This is a genomic window from Williamsia sp. z34 (assembly GCF_059553395.1).
The window spans coordinates 641,432-658,776 of the sequence record NZ_JCANWW010000002.1; the positions used below are offsets into that span (position 1 = coordinate 641,432).

The following is a 17,345-nucleotide window of genomic DNA, read 5'->3' on the forward strand; positions in this document are numbered from 1 at the left end:
GGTTGACGTCGGCGTTCAGGTCGGATCGACGCTCATGTCCCCCGTCTCGGGTGTCCCATCAACCAAGCCATAGCGCAGGTATACCGCGCCTCTCGAACCAGCCACCGGGGGTTCGAGAAGCTTGAGATTGGTCGGCACAGCCCCACCGTCGAACACCCCCTTCCCCACACCGAGCACGATCGGATGCACCCAGAGGTCGAGCCGGTCGAAGAGCTTCTCGCGCAGCAGGGTCTGCACCAGATTCAGGCTGCCGACCACCTTGATGTGTTCGTGCCGGTCGCGAATCTCGCGCACGGCCTCGGCCAGATCTGGGCCGAGTTGCCTCGACCCCGCCCACGACAGCTCAGGCCTGCCACGGGAGGCGACATACTTCGGGACGCCATTGAAGAGCGTGGCAATCTCGTTGTCCTCGCCTCCCTCCTGATGCGGCCAATAAGCAGCGAAGATGTCGTACGTCCGCCGGCCGAGCAGCAGCGCGTCCGTGCCCTCGTACGCAGCGTGTACCTGCGCACCGGTGGCGTCGTCGAAAAGAGGCGCCTGCCAACCACCGAACGGGAATCCCTCTGGATCTTCGTCGGGGCCGCCAGGCGCCTGCCCGACGAGGTCGAGGGTTGCGAACAGCTCAATGTCGATCAGGCCCATGGTCAGCTCCCCTATGCGTTGGTTACCTATGTCCAGAGATAGACCAGCGAACGCAGGAGAAGTCATCGGCGCAGTGGGGCTACTGTTCGCTGAGCAAGGCTGCGACCAGAAACGCGGTCGTGGTGCGTTGCCAGTGCTCCGGCGTCCAGCCGAGAGTAATTATGGCGACGAAGTAGTTCTCGACGCTGGCGATCAGGAAGGCGAGATCGGCGGCGTCCTCGACAGTGAGTCCACTACGTAGCGCGCCGCGATCGGCCAGTAGGTCTGCGAGGGCGCGGTACGCGGTGCGGCGTTGGCCCTCATTGACATCCCACTGGGTCGCAAGGTCGGGATCGGTGCCGACGGTGCCGCGGACGACGGCGAGCAGCGGAGCCACCCGCTGCAAGATCTCGCGGCCACCGGCCATCCAGAGCTCGATGATCCGGACCGGGTCGGATTCGGCCATCAACTCTTGGAACCACGGACGGTCGAGCAGAGGCACCGGCTCATCGTCGCCGACTGCCGCGATGTCGAGTGCCTCCTTGAGCAGCGTCGCCTTGTTTCCGAAATGGAAGTAGACCGTCTGCGTCGCGACGGCCGCGCGCGTCGCGACCTGATCGAGAGTTGTTGAGCCGTAACCCTTGTCAAGGAACAGGTCTGCAGCTGCGGTGATGATCCTGCGCCTGGTCAGCCGGGTCTTCTCGGCGCGGCTGACAGTCGGTGCCGGTTCGTTGTTGACGGAATTGATCATTTGTTAGAGACTACTCTAGTGACTCACTAGAGTTCACTACAACGGAAATGGAGGAGATCATGCCCGACCTCGCCCCGATCCATCACGTGAAGATCCCGGTCAGCGACGTTCACGCCAGCATCGACTGGTACCGGCGGGTGCTCGGGCTGGAAGTGGCCATCGAGTTCACCGAAGATGACGAGCTGCGTGGCGTCGCCCTCAAGACCCCTGACGGCACCACCCAGATCGCGCTCCGGCACGATCCCGTTCGCGCCGCTGCCCTGTCCGGCTTCGACCTCGTCGCACTCCGCGTCCCGACCCGCGATGGTGTCCACGCATGGGTCGAACACCTGGCCACAGTCAGTCAGCAGCACGGTGGGATCGTCACCGGCCACCACGGCGGCGCCGTCCTCATCGGGCTGCACGACCCCGACGGCATAGAGATCCGTCTCTACGCGGACTGACCCAACCCACAAACCGAAAATGCACCGAGAAGAGGAGAACGCCATGAAATATCACGATTCCGGAGGAACCGGCGAGCCGCTGGTCCTCGTCCATGCGGCCGCATTCGCAGACTGGTTCGTCCCACTCGACCGCGAGCCGGCCGTCGCCGACCTGCGCCGGATCCGCGTCACCCGCACCGGATACGCCGACCCCGCACCCGCCGAACCGCTGTCGGTCGCCGACCACGCCGCGGAGTGCGCCGAACTGCTCCGTAGCCTGGGGATCGAGCGGGCCCGCGTGCTCGCGCACTCCTCCGGCAGCGCGGTCGCACTACAGCTGGCGCTGGATCACCCGGAGGTGGTCGGTGAGCTCGTCCTGGTCGAACCGCCGCTGATCGACCCGCTTTTGCCACCGGAGGATCGGGCGGCCGTCGCCGCCGCCATCGGCCCGGCTCTGGGTGCAGCGATGGGCGCCGCGGCCCAGGGTGACCTGCCCACCGCCTTCGACACCTTCCTGGCTGCCCTGTGCGGACCGGCGTACCGAAGCGTCATAGCAAACGCCCTCGGCCAAGCCCGCCTCGAACGCGCCGAACGGGACTGCGGCTACTGCTTCACCGGCGAGGTGCCCGCGCTCAGCGCGTGGGACTTCGACAAAGAACTGGCACGCCAGATCACCCAGCCGGTCCAGCTCGTCGCCGGTGGCGACAGTCCAGTCTTCACGCATCGGCTGGTCGACTACGTCGCCGCGATGTTGCCCGACGCCTGTACCACCGTCGTCCCCGGGCACAACCACCTGCTCCCCCTCACCGCCCCAGCCCTGCTGGCCGAGCTGGTCCGGAACCCGGTCGTCACTGTCTGACCGCAACAGTTCTCGTCGTCAGCGCTCCGGTACGCCGAGAAGGAAGGTGCGCAGCGCTTCGTTGAACTCGTCCGGGGCTTCCAGGTTGCAGAGGTGCCCAGTTCCCTTGAGCACAACCAATTCCGAGTCACTGATGGCGGAATGGAGAGACTGCGCCACGGACAGCGGAGCCCGGACATCCTGATCGCCGCAGACCACAAGCGCCGGAATCTCGATGCCGGGCAGTGTGTCTCGCAGGTCTACATCGGAGGCTCGCGCCATGGCGCGGAATCCGACGGGGCGAACCTGCAGGAGACTCGCCCCGAACGCTCCGACCACATCCCAGGGAGTCGTACCGCAGAACATCGTCGGGAGCAGTGTGTCGACGAGTTCCCCCGACGAGAGGTCGGCCAATTCCAAGGCCTGCCGTAGCCGCTGGTCGGCCACCTCGGAAGGCAATGACCCTCGCCACCCCGCGTAGGCCGATACCAACGTCAGAGAACGTGCAATGCCCGGGTGGCGCCGATTGAAATCCAAGGCCAGCGCACCACCGAAGGAGAGCCCGACAACGTGTGGGTTGTCGAGCCCGAGGTGGTTGATGAACTCCGCAAGATAGTCGGCATACTCCCCTACGCCGGTGCCGGCTGGAGGATCCGAAGAAGACCCGGCGCCGGGCGCGTCCCAGGCCACCACCGTGAAGTCGTCGGCAAGCCCGTCCAGTTGCGGCTGCCACGTTCGCGGGCCGTCACCGACGTATCCGTGGACGAGGACGAGCGGGGGTCCGTGCCCGGCCCGTTCGTATCCGATCCGTAGTCCCGCAACCTCGACCCTGTCCATGACTCGCCCCCCAGCGTCGGAAGTGCTCGACACCCAGATTGCCCCGATTGACGATGCCGAGCAAGGGTTACGGCGATTCTGGCGCAACGTTCATCAAAAGAATCGACCCCAACGCACACGAAATACTCGGAGCCCGGCAACCGAAAAGCGCATCTCCCTGATATTCGCCTCGACGGTCACTACGATTTTGGCGAACAGCGTTCGACAGAGCGTTGTTGAGTCGGGGGGCACACGTGAAGATCAGTCGGGCTACGGGCGCATTGGTGGTGGGAATCCTACTGGCCACAACCGCTCTGGTGGCAGTGCAAACCCCCGTCGCATACTCTGCACCGTCACGTCAGCGCACCGAATCAATCGTGCAGACCTCATCCCCGATCACCTCGGTCGTCGAATCAGTTGTTCGCGTCAATATTCCGCTTCCCAGTTCGGTAGGCGCACATCCCACTGCCTGCGATTGGCTTTCGTACCAACGGTATCGCGCCGCCGACGGGCCAACAGCCCCCGCGAACGCAGACAAAATATTGATTGCTCAGCCTGGCGTTCTGGAAGGCGCCGGCGCGTTCGACAGCGTCGCGCGCAATACGGTGGCCGCCGCCGCGGCCGACGGCCGGCATATCGAGTTCTGGGCTCTGGACCGGCGCTCGAATTGCTTGGAGGACCACACCGGAATCGACGCAGCGGTCGCCAACCAAGACATCAGCGTTGCCATCGATTACTACTACGGGCAAGGAGCAGTCGATGGACGGCGATTCGAGGGATTCGTACCCGATACCGATCTGGGGTGGCTCTCGCACATCGGAATCGAGCAGACCGTCGTCGATCAATACGATCTGCTGAGCGCCGAACTGCCAGACCCGGCGTTTCGGAAAAACAAGGTGCTCTGCGGTGGTCATTCGCTCGGTGGCTCACTGACCGCCTATTTCGTCCAATGGGACTTCGATGGCCGACCTGGTTACCAACAGTGTTCCGGCTACTTCGCACTCGACACCACGATCGATACGACGTTGCCACTCGGGGACATGTCGACACTCAGCGCGCTGCTCCCCCAGACGTCTCTCGGAATGGACGCTCTGGACGCACTGACCACCCGTGGACTGCTCCCACGATCGGCGAACCTTCCAGCACTGATCAACCCCGAGACCATGAACCTACTCGGCCTTGTCGGCGCCGCCGCCCACATCGATCCCAACAGTGAAACGCACTTCCTGAAGAGTGTGCGCAACAACAATATTGACAATTCGTTACGGCTACTCTTTTCCCGAGACGCCGCGGGCCTCGCCACCGACACGACGCCGCTCAGAGAATTTCGCCTCACCAACACGGCCCTCCTCGGCGGGTTGATGGACAACAACTCCCAACCATTGGCCTTTCTGCAAACCTCCGTCGGCATGTTCGATGGCGGATTGCTGGCCGACAAGAACTTCCCCCTGTCACACGACCTCAATGTCGCGAACCGCCGAATCACCGCGGGAATGCTCGGACCCGATCCCCTTGTCATACCTGCAGTCGCACGGGGACCGCTCTACACGTGGCAAAACTTCGACGAGGTCACCAGCAGTACGCCTCTCGACCAATACGGGCGCCCCTACACCACCCCCGCCCACGAAGTCACCGACATCAACGACCTCGCCAGGAGTCTCGCGGACCATCCCTTGGATTTCACTGAGCAGTACTTTCCGATGAGGCTGTTGGTCGAGAGTGTCCTGGGACCCACCACGCCCGCGATCACCAACCACCTTCGCCACCCAGCGGGACTCACCGCCCACCCGATCTTGAATCTCCTCGGTGGGAGTGGAATCACCGCCGGCGTGATGACCACACCGGAAGATCTTCCACGTGGCCGGACCGTCATCGCCCCCGGCTACCACCACCTCGACGTCCTGACGGCCGCAGCCCGGCAAAACAACGGAACCGCGGACCCCATATCGTCCAACCTGGCCGAGTTCGCCACCAAGTAGCTCCTGGAGGCTGTTGTCGACGGTGTCGAACCCGAACCGGTCTCGAGTTCCGAATTTGCTGTGTCAGCGTCAGGTGCCGGTGTCAGGTCTCTGATGGTTGACGATGGTGGTTGTCTGATGCAGGCAGTGCAGCGGAAGCCAGGAGGGCAAGTTTGTCAGCGTCCGCGGACCCCGGGTCGGGGTGATAGACAACAAGTTTGAGGTGCTCGGCACCACCGATGCTGAGCCTCTCCCGGTTGAGGGTCATCTCGCCGACCTGCGGATGATCGAAATGCATGGGCGCGCCGAACTGCCCTTTGACGTCGTGCCGGGCCCAGAGCTCACGGAACCGAGGGCTCGCGAGTGAGAGCTCGCCGGCGAGTTCGATGAAACGTGGATCGTCGATATCGGTGCCCACGGACTGCCGCAGATTTGCGATGAGGCACTGCGTGGAGTCCTTCCAATCGGGATACAGGGCCTGCTCGGCCGGATCGAGGAACAGATCTTTGAGCTGATTGCCACCGACGGCCAACCGAGGCGAAAGAGCAACTGCCAGTGCGTTCGAGGCCAGGATGTCGAAATACCGTCCCTCGATGTAGGCAGGCTGCGCCATCGAGGCCACGAGCTCGACCATGCCGGCGGGCACCGTCTCCTTGCGTGGCCGCCGTCGGCTCGGTCGGGGCTTTTCCGAGACCAGCGACATGAGGTATGCAACGTGATCCGCGTCGAGATGCAGTACGCGAGCGATCGATTCGAGGACCTGCGTCGACGGATTGCGATCGCGGCCACGCTCGAGGCGTAGGTAGTAGTCGGCACTGATACCGGCCAGCATGGCGACTTCTTCGCGTCGCAGGCCTGGCACTCTGCGCACGCCCACGTCGGGTATGCCCACCTGCTGCGGCGTCACGAGTCCACGGCGTGCGCGGAGATACTCGCCCAACGTATTTGGCCGGTTCGTCATGACATCAGCGTAGAACTTCCGCGGCGACCGAGAGGGGGCCCTGCCACACCCAGGGATCAACGGGGCACTGCCGCCGGCGGGCGGTCGTACCTAACGTCATTTTCGGCCCACCAGGGGCACGTATCGGAAGGAAGCGCCATGACCGTCACACTGATCACCGGAGCCAACAAAGGAATCGGGTTCGAAACTGCCAGGCAGCTCACGAATCTCGGTCACACCGTCTACATCGGGGCACGCGACGCCGACCGAGGCGCGAAGGCTGCAGCCGACCTCGGGGCGCGCTTCGTACAACTAGACGTGACCGACGATGCGTCCGTGATCGCAGCACTGGCCACAATCGACTCGGAACAAGGCCACTTGGACGTGCTGGTGAACAACGCAGGAATCTCCGGCGACGGGATCGTCGACGGCCCAACCGCTCTGCGGGTATTCGATACCAACGCGGTCGGAATCGTCCGTGTCACAGAGGCGGCGCTGCCCCTGCTCCGCACGTCGCAGAATCCGATCGTGGTCACCATCTCCAGTAGCGCCGGGTCGTTCTGGGCGGTCAACAATCCCGACCGCCCGGAGTTCGGGCTGGCGGCGCCGCTCTATGCCGCCTCCAAATCTGCCGCGACCATGCTCATGGTCCAGTACGCCAAGGCCGAGCCCGGCATCAAGTTCAACGCACTCGAACCCGGCTTCACCGATACCGATATGACGGCAGCACTGGGGATGAGCGGCGGACGATCGGTTGAGGAAAGCGCCAGGACCGCCGTCCGCCTGGCCACGCTGGGCTCCGACGGCCCTTCCGGAACTCTCCGGGACGAAGCCGGCGAACTTGGTTGGTAGCCGAGCATTTTCACCGATCCTCCCTTGCCGTGATGCTCACTTGGACAGTAACTTGCCTTTGGGTATAGTTATTGAGTGACTCACATCACGGTCAAGGGGTGTCGTGGCCCATCGGTCGTCCACCACTTGTCCTCGCAGTTTTGTTGACATTGGTGCGATAGCCCGTGTCCCGAACGGGATCCGGTTTTACTGACCGAGGAGTTCGAATTGCCTGAGCCGACGGACCTTGACCACATCCGGAAACTTTATGCCGACGAGCGGCAGCGGCGAGTGCGAGCGCAGGGAACCGGCCAGTATCACTACGTCGAGGACTCGGTCGATCCATGGGCAACACCGATCGTCCGGGACGCGGTGCACGATGAGGTCGATGTGGTGGTGATGGGTGCGGGTCTGTCGGGACTCGTGTTGGGGGCGATGCTGCGAACCGAGGGTGTCGATCGGATCCGCATGATCGACAACGCGGGCGACGTGGGCGGTACCTGGTATTGGAATCGATATCCGGCAGCACAGTGCGACGTGCAGTCGTACATCTATCTGCCACTCCTGGAGGAAATGGGCTACATCCCGACCGAAAGGTACGCCTACCAACCGGAGATTCTGGAATATTGCCGGTCGATCGCCCAGAAGTATGACCTCTACCGTGACGCCTACTTCCAGACCGAGGTCGTAGATGCGACCTGGAACGAATCGAATGCACGGTGGACGGTTACCACCAATCGCGGCGATGTCATCGAAGCGCAGTTCGTGGTGATGGCGGGAGGCGCCCTGCAACGACCCAAGCTGCCGGACATTCCCGGACTCGAGACCTTCGGTGGCGCTTTGTTCCACTCGAGCCGCTGGGACTACGCCTACACAGGCGGAGCGCCGGGGCCCACAGGTGGCGGGCTTCCGGAGTTGGCGGACAAGCGCGTCGGCTTGATCGGCACCGGCGCCACCGGGCTGCAACTGGTATCGCCGTTGGCCCGGGCTGCGCAGCATCTGTCGGTCTTTCAGCGAACGCCGGTTGTCGTTCTCCCGCGGGACAACCGGCCCACGGATCCGACCTGGGCCGCGACACTGGAACCGGGTTGGCAAGACCGCCATATGTTCTCGTTCAACGAGCAGACCGTGGACGGAGCCGCCGAAGACCTCATCGACGACGCGTGGAGTCACACCGTGTTTCCGGTGATGGCAAGCCACAATCGGGCCATGTTCGGGGCCGGCGAGTTACTCGAGCAGGCCGAGGTCGACGACCTCGCCGCGATGAACGTCGCCCGCGCCCGGATTGCCTCGATCGTCAAAGATCCCGAGACCGCCGCCGCCCTGATGCCGAACTTCCGGATGCTCTGCAAACGGACCTCGTTCCACGACGACTACCTGGAGTCGTTCAACCGGCCCAATGTGGCCCTGGTCGACACCAAAGGCGCCGGTGTGCAGAAAGCCACCCCGACCGGCGTGGTTGCCGACGGCCGTGATTATGAACTCGACTGTCTGATCCTGGCGACCGGCTTCGACATCGGCCGCGGGCTATTGAAAGCCTGGGGCGTTGATCCGGTCGGCGTGAACGGAATACGGATGACCGAGTACTGGGGCAAGGGCGTCCGGACGCTCCACGGTATGCAGGTGCACGGTTTCCCGAATCTTTTCCTACACGGTCCCGGCCAGGTCGCTCCGGCCTACAACTGGACGAGCAGCGTGATCGAGATGGGCCGGCACATCACCTATGTGATCGCCACGGCCCGAGCCAGGAACGTGCAGCGCGTGGACGCCACCACAGATGCCGAGGAGTACTGGCTCGGTGTGCTCGGCCAGACCCCCTCGGCGCTGGTCGATTACCGGAGGGATTGCACCCCGGGATATTTCAACAACGAGGGCAATGTCCGGGCGGGGGCGTCCCCGAACTTCGGCCGTGGCGCCAATGAGTACTACAGCATTCTGCAGAAGTGGCGTGCAGACGATCTTTTGACGGGACTCGAGTTGATGTGACGGCCAAACCCTGGGCCGAAATTCGCGGACGGTCACCTATGTAGATACTGCTGCATCCAACAGCAATGCCGTTGGATGCAGCTTGGTGATCACCTACGCGTCAGCAGTTCATTCTCGAGAATTGGTCCCATCGGTCTGGGAAAAGAATCGCCAGTCGCCGTCCGCATTGACTTCCATACGGAAACCCAGCTGCCCGGAAGGAACCTCACGGTTCTTGAACCATTCGTAGGCATCTTCGGCATTGTTGAACTCGACCTCGTCGATAACGTCTTCGTCAGGGTTGAGCACTCGATATTCCGCCATGTCTCCCTCTCGTCGAACTGCGTTCCCACGACTCTCCGCGGGTCGTCCGTCGGGTACCCGACAGTTCGCGTGCCTACACATCGGTCAGGTCTCGGTCGTCTCCACCGGACTCCTGCGCCGCCGGACGATGCCGGTGACCACCGCAAGGATCGAGCCGACGGCGAGGATGACCGCCGATGCGAACGGAAGGAGATTGTCGATGAGTCCGATGATGAGGACCACCGGAATCGCCAGAGCCGGCCACGGGATGGTCATCCGCCAATTGCCCGAACTCCAGCCCAGGATGGCGCAGATCCCGGCAATGAACAGTGCCAGCCCGCCGCAGAGGACCCAGCGGCCTGCTGCGGTCAATTCGCCGACCGGATGCAACACATACTGCTCGATTCCGACGCCGAGGAGAGCCGCCCCCAACGTGAGTGGTAGGTGGCCGTAGATATACCCATCGGCGCGTCCACTGCCGACCGCACGGTCATCGTCCTGTATCTCGGTCTTCGCCTCGGCACCACCGATGTCGAAATACATCCACCACACCGCCGCGGCAATGGTGAAGCCGAGCGCCGCCACCAATGAGGACGACCACGCCCAGTGGGTTTCGTGCATTCCGAGCACGATCGCCGAGATGGATTCACCCAGCACCAGAATGACAAAGAGCCCGAAGCGCTCCGGCAGATGTTCGAGGTGCAGTGGCACGTTGGGGCCCCATCGGGTGGCCGCGAATGGCGCCATCGCCTCGATCGCAATGCCGACCGCCCACAGGATGTACGTGATCGGCGACGGAGTGAACAAGGATACGGTCCAGATGACCACACTGATGACCGTGGCCGCGAAATACAGGTTGATCGTGACCCGTACTTCGGCGATATGACGCCACGCGCGCAGATACAGCCCGGCGAGGATCACGCGGGTAGCGATGTAACCGACACCGAACGCCACGGTCCCGTCGCCTCCGACGGCGGTGGCCGCACTGGCCGCCATCACCGCAATCGCGAAGGTGGCGGCCAATTTCACCACGCGATAGACAACGTCATTGGTATCGAACCGGTTTGCGTACAGCGTGGTGGTCACCCAGGACCACCACGTGACCACGAACAAACCCGTGAAGACGGCCGCACCGTGCCACCCGAGATCATCTTTCAGGGCGAGCGCGAGCTGATGGATGACCAGCACATACGCAAGGTCGAAGAAAAGCTCGAGTCTGGTTGCCGCACGGTCATCTTTGGTCCGCAGTCGTGGCGGTTCGATGAGCGGGGTGCGCTGACCGCCACCGGTGTCGTCGTCGTCAGCGGTCTGATCGCCGGACTGGCTCATGATGCGCTCACCCATCTGTGAGTTGTCCTTACTGTAGGCCCGCCGGTGTGCATTGAGCCAGGAACGACACAATCACGTCATTCCCCGATACCCACAGGTGAACGCCCGCAAACCGCCCGGTATCAGCCACTATCCGGCGCCCGCCGTCAGGCGGGCGACCACGCTCACGATTTGACGAATGCGGCCTCGATCAGCAGGTGGGTGGCCGGCCGGGAACCCTTCTTCGTGTAGCGCAGTCCCCAGTCGCTGCGATCGAGGTGGATGTCCGCGGTGACCGTCGCGACGCCATCCACCACGACGACCTGGGCTGGGACGGTCACGGGTCGTGTGTGACCGTGAACGGTCAGGTCGCCGACGACATCTACCTGTCCCGAGTCGTCGGCTCGCACCTGTTTCGCCGCAAAGGTGATGGTGGGGTATGTCCGGACGTCGAAGAAGTCCGCCGAGCGCAGGTGCTCATCACGCTGACGGTTATTGGTGTTCAAGGACGTGGCGTCCACGACCAGCTTTCCAGTTACGCTCCCGTCGTCACCGACCGTGCCGGCACCTTCGGCGACCTCGAAAGTACCGGACACGGTGAACACCCATAAGCCCTTGGCGGAGAAGGTGATCGAGGTGCGGCCAGGGACCAGCGCCCACGGCCCGGCCAGCGCCCGTAGATCAGAGAGAGAATCGATCCGCGATGTCATGGTCAACCTCCGGTAGTCGGGATCCGAGGCCGGCGAACCATCGGGTCCGGCAGCAGGATCGCCAGTGTAACGAGGTCGAGCAACGCTACCCACGCGACAAAGCCGACGACCTTCGCGCTCAGCCACAACATTTTGAGCAGCGACTCAGGCCGGATGAACCTGCAGGGTCGCCGACCGCGGGCCTTCTTCTTCGAGGTGGTCCACGATCGAGGCGTACTGGCCGTACTTGGCCCGATAGGCGGCGTCCACCCGCACGAGGTCCTGGTCCGCAGCGTCGGTGAAGGTGACGTCAAAGGTGTTCTGGCGCGCCACTATCTGACCGTTACGAGTGGCGATCGCGGCGCGGAACCAGGCTGCGGTGGGCCCGTTGGCCGAGCGGACGAACACGTCGGCGCCGTCGCGGACGATCCAGATGGTCGTCGGCCCGCGGGCGCTCCCGTCCCGCCGGTAGGTGATCACCTGCACCTCCTGCGGCGCGGTGAGTACGGCGGCGTCCTCAATATTCCATGTCTTCATCGGTGCCCCTCGGTTCGGCCTTGACCTGCGGATCACACCCGACGATTTCTTTCTGCACGGCCAGGCCCTCCGCCATGCGATTGTCCGGTGTGGTCGTGGGCTGGTCCGGCAGCAGTAACTCGATACCGTGTTCGGCCGGCACCTCGTTGGTCGCGTGGAGGAAATCCAACGCCTTCGACATGCCCACATACGGCACCGCTTGGTACACAACCTCTTCCACCTCGATCGGTGTCACCCCGACCGTCAATGCCGCCCCGAGCGTGACCCGGTATTCGCGCACCGCCTGGACGGCGATCATCGAGGCCAGTTGCACCATGGGTCGGGTCCTGGCGTCGAGGCGGCTGTCCCCGAGCACCTCGTCGAAAGCAAAGTCGTCGAAGTAATCGATCAACCCGGGATCGGTCTGCGCCAACGCAGATGCATGATCCGGAAACAGCTCATCGCGACTTTTCTGCGCCCGGGCATTCACCACCATCCTTTGCCCTCCTCATCGCGGCCACACCTTCAACTCGACAGAGCCCGACGTTTTGAATGTATGTCCGCTGTCTTGATCGCGGGAGGGCCTATCAGTACCCCGTTCGCGAACCGGACGGTCGATCTCGACAAATGGTGCATCACCCGCGGATTCATGTCCGACCGCGCGGAAGACCAGAACAGCCCGGTCCACCGTTTGGCTCCCGTGATGTCATTCACGACTCGTCAGTACCAGTGGCGCCCCGTCGGTGACGGCGATGGTGTGTTCGCTGTGAGCGGTACGCGATCCGTCGGCGGAGCGGATGGTCCAGCCGTCGTCGTCGTAGATGATCTTCTCAGTGGTGCGGGCGAGCCAGGGCTCGAGTGCGAGAGTCAATCCGGGACGCAGTTTGAGACCTCGTCCGGCGCGGCCGACATTCGGGACGTGTGGGTCTTCGTGCATGGTGCGCCCGAGTCCGTGGCCTCCGAACTCGGTGTTGACCGGGTACCCGTAGTCGGCGGCCACAGCGCCGATGGCGGCTGAGATGTCACCCAGGCGGTTGCCGGGCAATGCTGCCGCGATCCCCGCCTCCAGAGCGACTTCGGTGGCTTCGATGAGGCGCTCGTCCTCGGGCCGGGGAACGCCGACGATCACACTGCGCGCGCTGTCGGCGACCCACCCATCGATCGAGACCGCAATATCCATGGTCAGGAGGTCACCGTCACGTAGTACATAGTCATGCGGTAGCCCGTGCAGCACAGCATCATTGACCGACAGGCAGATGACGTTTCGGAACGGACCTCGTCCAAACGAGGGAGCGTAATCCCAATAGCACGACTCAGCACCGCGCTGGGAGATCAGATGGCGGGCGCGATGTTCGAGGTCGAGCAAGTTCACACCCGGTTTCGCCCGGGCGGTCAGGTCGTCGAGCAATTCGGCGATGAATGCGCCGGTGACGCGCATCGCTTCGATCTCGCGAGGTGTCTTCAGTTCGAGCACGGAGTTCCTCTCCAACCGGCCCAGCTGGCCGGTATTTAAATACCAGCTTAGCCCGCGAATCCGGTATTTTCATACCGGCCTGGAGTAGGCTGGCGACATGGTTCGTCTCCCGCTCACTCCTGCTCAACTCGCGACCGGTCAGCGCCTCGGCGCGTATCTGCGTCAAGGACGCGGCGATCGCACTCTCGCCGAAGTGGCACAGGCCGCGGCGATCTCGCCCGAAACCCTGCGGAAGATCGAGACCGGCCGGATGCCGACCCCGGCATTCACAACCATCGCGGCACTGGCCCGTGCCCTCGCCCTGCCACTCGACGACCTGGCGGACATCTGTGTGGCTCCTGACACCGACCTTCGGAAAAGTGGCTGACGCGAGCTCACCGGTCTATCGGCCAGACCTTCCTCACCACCGCTTTACGGATCTCTTCGATCCACAGCACTGATGAGGCGACGGCGATGGCGAAGAACCACTGGGTGCCGGTCAGTGACGTGGTGTCGAAAAGGTCTTGAAGCGCACCGATATTGATGACCCCGATGTGCAGCACGATGATCGCCACGAGCGAGAACCAGATCGCCTGGTTCGTGAAGGTCTGCAGTGAGAACACGGATGTCCGGTCAGAGCGCACGTTGAGCAGGTTGAACACCTGATAGAAGACGAACGTCGTGAATCCCAGCGTGGTGTCGAGGAGCGGATCGTCGGCGTTATCCGGGAAGATCTCATCGGCGCCGGCGATGACGAGAATCGTTCCGGTGGCCATCACCACTCCCAGCGCAAGAATACGAAGCAGCCGATTGCGGGTGAGAAGACGTTCGGTCGGCGAGCGTGGCTTCTGCCGCATGATGTCGGGCTCGGTCGGGTCGACACCGAGCGCGAGCGCGGGTGGCCCGTCCATGATGATGTTGACCCAGAGGATCTGGATCGCAGTAAACGGTGATCCACCGGCGATCCCGGCGACACCCGCGGTGAGAAAGATCAAGACAAAACCCCACGCGGTCGTGAGCTGAAACTTCACGAACTTGATGATGTTGGCGTAAATGCCGCGCCCTTCTCGGACGGCCGCAATGATCGTCGCGAAATTGTCATCGGTGAGAATCATTTTCGCCGCGCCCTTGGACACGTCGGTTCCGGTGATACCCATCGCGATTCCGATGTCGGCTTGCTTGAGGGCGGGTGCGTCGTTGACTCCGTCACCGGTCATGGCCACCACCTCGCCGGCCTCTTGCAATGCCCTGACGTACCGGATCTTGTGTTCGGGTGCCACGCGCGCCAGAACACCGAATCTTGCTGCACGATCCCGTAATTCGCCGTCGTCGATCGTATCGAGATCAGTCCCCGACACGGCTTCACCGACAATCCCGAGGTCACCGGCAATCGTCGACGCCGTGGTGAGATGGTCACCGGTGATCATGTGTACCGCGATACCGGCATCCTTGGCGGTCTCGATGGCTTCGCGCGCTTCCGAACGCGGTGGGTCGAGGATGCCGACCACGGCATAGACGGTCAAACCGTCGACCGCGTCGAACAGCCCTTCTGCGTCGTCCGGCACGTTGTCGAGCGTCTTGCCGGCAATCATCAGGGTGCGCAGACCTTCTCGTGCCAGGTCGTCGACGACCGCGGCCAACCTCGCCCGGTCATCATCGGTGAGATCGCGATCCCCATCGATGTCACGCACCCGGCTCGCACGCTCCAGCAGTGGTCCCGGTGCGCCTTTGGCGTAACAACGCACGCCGGCGGTGTCGGGACTCTGGTGGACGTGGAACGTGGCCATGAACTTGTATTCGGAATCGAACGGGACCTCGGCCACGCGCGGATAGGTTCGGCGGGCGCCGAGTACGTCCACGCCACCCTTCTCGGCAAGGACCCCGAGCGCTCCCTCGGTGGGATCGCCGACCAACACGCCATCGGACACAGCGGCGTCGTTGCACAGTGCCATCGCCAGGAACGCGCGCCGAAAATCGGGCAGGGGTTGCTCTCCATCGGACAGGATCTTGCCCTCGGTGGAGTATCCAGAGCCGGTTACCCGGAAGGTTTGGCCCGCTGCCTCGAGTCGCCGGACCGTCATCTCGTTGAGTGTCAGTGTGCCCGTCTTGTCCGTGGCGATCTGCGTTGTGCTGCCCAGGGTCTCGACAGCCGCAAGCTGTTTGATGATGGCCCCGCGTTTGGCGAGCCGCGAGGCTCCCATCGCCAGCGTGAAAGCGACAACTGCGGTCAACCCTTCCGGAATCGTTGCCACCGCAAGCGAAACCGCCGTCAGCAGCATGTCCGACCATGACTCACCTCGAATCAGGCCGAGTACGAACACGATCAGAACCACCACAAACGCAACGCCGGTCAACAACGTGGCGAGTTGATCGATGCGGCGCTGCAGGGGGGTCTTGGCGGCACCCGCAGTATGCAGAAGCGCGGCGATGGTGCCGAACTGAGTGTTCATCCCGGTGCCGGTCACGACCATGGTGGCTCGTCCGCGGGTGACCTCGGTGTTCATGAACAGCGTGTTCGTCCGATCACCGATGGGCAGATCAGGATCGTCGAGGACAGCGATGCTCTTGTCCACCGGGTGCGACTCCCCCGTCAACGCCGACTCGGCCACCTGCAAGCGCGCGGCCTCGACCACCCGGCCATCGGCGGGTATGACGTCGCCCGCCTCCAACAAGACCACATCGCCCGGCACTATCTCGGTGCGGGGCACGTTCTGCACACGACCGTCTCGGCGCACCCGCGAGACCGCCACAGACATATCGCGAAGAGCCTGCAGATTGCCTTCGGCCTTGGTCTCCTGGACGTAATTCAGCACCGTGTTGAGAGTGATCACCGCCAGGATGACCACGGGCGTCTCCCATTCATGGGAGACCGCTGCGCTGACCGCTGCGGCGATGATGAGCACCACCGTCATCTTGTCGGCGAGTAACCCGAGGATTCTGCGCCATGCCGGGATACGGGCGGCTTCGTCCAGGCTGTTCTCGCCATGGACCTCGAGGCGTCGGCGCTGGTCCTCACTTGACAGACCCTGCTCGACATCGACGTCGAGATCCCCGACGATCGTCTCCACACTCGCGGTGTGGACAACGCTTGGTAGCTGCTCGGTCATCTGGCGCTCCTTACTGGGCTCGCCAGAGATTGCTCAGAATAACCTCTGGCGCACAGGCCGATCCGCGCATACGTCCGAAAGGACCGATCCAGACGGGCGGCACTGCACCGGTCGCTCGGCCCAAGCGGTCCACGCTCGGGCCCATCACCTCTGCGGGTCGAAGTCGACAGTGAATCGACCATGCGGCGGTTCCGACATTATCGCAGCCATCGCTCCCCTGCGTGCGGGTTGACGCACGCGGGTGAAAGTGAGTTCATGTTGTGACGACCAGCTTTTGGAGAGGCCACCGATGACCGAGGACAGCCGCAGGAAGGTACGGCGGAGCGGACCGTGGTGGTATGCCCCCAAGCGGTGGATGTACCGGGGCGGTCACCCTCATGCGCTCGCCCGGGCGATGAACTCGCTCTCGGCATGGATGTACGATTGCGGCTGGTTGACGGCGGGGCGGGCCGCGACGCTGGTGGTTCGAGGCCGACGCAGCGGCGCGCCCATCTCGGTGCCGGTGGTGGTCGCCGATTTCGAAGGAGCGCGCTACCTGGTGTCGATGCTCGGCGACGACGCCAACTGGGTACGCAATGTGCGCGCTGCGGCCGGCGTGGCCACGCTCGGTGCGCAACCGGTGCGTCTCGTCGAAATCCCCGTCGACGAACGAGCACCCATTTTGCGTCTTTATCTGAAGGTGGCGCCGGGAGCCAGGCCGCACATCCCGGTCCCCCGCACCGCGCCGATCACCGAATTCCAGAGTGTCGCAGCATCATATCCCGTATTCAGAATCGAACAACACCCCGACGCTCCCGGCTGACTGCCTACGATTCAGAGGGAGAAAC

The 17,345-nt window shown here is 63.4% G+C and carries 18 protein-coding genes; 7 read left to right on the forward strand and 11 right to left on the reverse strand.

The genetic code is table 11. From position 1 onward, the window contains the following. Positions 1-15 precede the first annotated feature (15 nt). Together AC51GT_RS07345 and AC51GT_RS07350 are read right to left on the reverse strand one after the other, a co-directional pair. The gene (locus AC51GT_RS07345) at positions 16-642 is read right to left on the reverse strand and encodes a dihydrofolate reductase family protein (protein ID WP_496328329.1); all 627 of its coding nucleotides are present in this window, start codon (positions 640-642) and stop codon (positions 16-18) included. Positions 643-721: 79 nt separating this feature from the next. Next, positions 722-1,372, reverse strand: coding sequence for a TetR/AcrR family transcriptional regulator (locus tag AC51GT_RS07350; protein ID WP_496328330.1), 651 nt, complete (start codon positions 1,370-1,372; stop codon positions 722-724). A gap of 59 nt (positions 1,373-1,431) precedes the next feature. On the opposite strand from AC51GT_RS07350, the gene AC51GT_RS07355 reads away from it, so the two are divergent. Both AC51GT_RS07355 and AC51GT_RS07360 read left to right on the forward strand, forming a co-directional pair. Beyond that, positions 1,432-1,815: a VOC family protein gene (locus AC51GT_RS07355; protein ID WP_496325617.1), complete on the forward strand. Its 384-nt coding sequence runs from the start codon at positions 1,432-1,434 to the stop codon at positions 1,813-1,815. Positions 1,816-1,858: 43 nt separating this feature from the next. After that, positions 1,859-2,653: an alpha/beta fold hydrolase gene (locus AC51GT_RS07360; RefSeq protein WP_496328331.1), complete on the forward strand. Its 795-nt coding sequence runs from the start codon at positions 1,859-1,861 to the stop codon at positions 2,651-2,653. Between the two features lie 18 nt (positions 2,654-2,671). Here the strand turns inward: AC51GT_RS07360 and AC51GT_RS07365 are convergent, their stop codons facing one another. Then, on the reverse strand, positions 2,672-3,469 hold the full coding sequence (locus AC51GT_RS07365; protein ID WP_496325619.1) for an alpha/beta fold hydrolase: 798 nt from the start codon (positions 3,467-3,469) through the stop codon (positions 2,672-2,674). 521 nt (positions 3,470-3,990) lie between these two features. Here AC51GT_RS07365 and AC51GT_RS07370 point away from each other — a divergent pair. Then, complete coding sequence (locus AC51GT_RS07370) at positions 3,991-5,427, forward strand: hypothetical protein (RefSeq protein ID WP_496328332.1); 1,437 nt, start codon at positions 3,991-3,993, stop codon at positions 5,425-5,427. 82 nt (positions 5,428-5,509) lie between these two features. On the opposite strand, the gene AC51GT_RS07375 is transcribed toward AC51GT_RS07370, so the two are convergent. Further along, positions 5,510-6,367 carry a helix-turn-helix domain-containing protein gene (locus AC51GT_RS07375; RefSeq protein WP_496328333.1) on the reverse strand — a complete coding sequence of 286 codons (858 nt, stop codon included), beginning with the start codon at positions 6,365-6,367 and terminating at the stop codon, positions 5,510-5,512. Between the two features lie 138 nt (positions 6,368-6,505). On the opposite strand from AC51GT_RS07375, the gene AC51GT_RS07380 reads away from it, so the two are divergent. Both AC51GT_RS07380 and AC51GT_RS07385 read left to right on the forward strand, forming a co-directional pair. Further along, positions 6,506-7,198 carry an SDR family NAD(P)-dependent oxidoreductase gene (locus tag AC51GT_RS07380; RefSeq protein ID WP_496328334.1) on the forward strand — a complete coding sequence of 231 codons (693 nt, stop codon included), beginning with the start codon at positions 6,506-6,508 and terminating at the stop codon, positions 7,196-7,198. A 207-nt stretch (positions 7,199-7,405) separates the two neighbouring features. Continuing rightward, complete coding sequence (locus tag AC51GT_RS07385; protein WP_496328335.1) at positions 7,406-9,163, forward strand: flavin-containing monooxygenase; 1,758 nt, start codon at positions 7,406-7,408, stop codon at positions 9,161-9,163. A 108-nt stretch (positions 9,164-9,271) separates the two neighbouring features. Here AC51GT_RS07385 and AC51GT_RS07390 read toward each other — a convergent pair whose 3' ends face one another. From AC51GT_RS07390 to map, 6 genes are all read right to left on the reverse strand, one after another. Then, entirely contained in the window at positions 9,272-9,466 is a 195-nt protein-coding gene (locus AC51GT_RS07390) for a hypothetical protein (protein ID WP_496325624.1), read from the reverse strand. A gap of 84 nt (positions 9,467-9,550) precedes the next feature. Then, positions 9,551-10,789, reverse strand: coding sequence for a low temperature requirement protein A (locus AC51GT_RS07395; protein WP_496328336.1), 1,239 nt, complete (start codon positions 10,787-10,789; stop codon positions 9,551-9,553). A 149-nt stretch (positions 10,790-10,938) separates the two neighbouring features. Beyond that, complete coding sequence (locus tag AC51GT_RS07400; RefSeq protein ID WP_496328337.1) at positions 10,939-11,463, reverse strand: YceI family protein; 525 nt, start codon at positions 11,461-11,463, stop codon at positions 10,939-10,941. Between the two features lie 144 nt (positions 11,464-11,607). Beyond that, a complete protein-coding gene (locus AC51GT_RS07405; RefSeq protein WP_496325627.1) occupies positions 11,608-11,979 on the reverse strand; it encodes a DUF2255 family protein in 372 nt (123 codons plus the stop codon). Next, positions 11,960-12,454 carry a carboxymuconolactone decarboxylase family protein gene (locus AC51GT_RS07410; protein WP_496328338.1) on the reverse strand — a complete coding sequence of 165 codons (495 nt, stop codon included), beginning with the start codon at positions 12,452-12,454 and terminating at the stop codon, positions 11,960-11,962. The genes AC51GT_RS07405 and AC51GT_RS07410 overlap by 20 nt, the downstream gene beginning before the upstream one ends. A gap of 210 nt (positions 12,455-12,664) precedes the next feature. After that, positions 12,665-13,432 carry a type I methionyl aminopeptidase gene (map, locus tag AC51GT_RS07415; RefSeq protein ID WP_496328339.1) on the reverse strand — a complete coding sequence of 256 codons (768 nt, stop codon included), beginning with the start codon at positions 13,430-13,432 and terminating at the stop codon, positions 12,665-12,667. Between the two features lie 97 nt (positions 13,433-13,529). Between map and AC51GT_RS07420 the strand changes: the two genes are divergently transcribed. Further along, positions 13,530-13,799 carry a helix-turn-helix domain-containing protein gene (locus tag AC51GT_RS07420; protein WP_496325630.1) on the forward strand — a complete coding sequence of 90 codons (270 nt, stop codon included), beginning with the start codon at positions 13,530-13,532 and terminating at the stop codon, positions 13,797-13,799. Between the two features lie 7 nt (positions 13,800-13,806). Here AC51GT_RS07420 and AC51GT_RS07425 read toward each other — a convergent pair whose 3' ends face one another. Beyond that, positions 13,807-16,518 (reverse strand): cation-translocating P-type ATPase, encoded by a 2,712-nt coding sequence (locus AC51GT_RS07425; RefSeq protein WP_496328340.1) that lies wholly within the window; start codon positions 16,516-16,518, stop codon positions 13,807-13,809. A 289-nt stretch (positions 16,519-16,807) separates the two neighbouring features. On the opposite strand from AC51GT_RS07425, the gene AC51GT_RS07430 reads away from it, so the two are divergent. Continuing rightward, entirely contained in the window at positions 16,808-17,320 is a 513-nt protein-coding gene (locus AC51GT_RS07430) for a PNPOx family protein (RefSeq protein ID WP_496328341.1), read from the forward strand. Positions 17,321-17,345 lie beyond the last annotated feature (25 nt).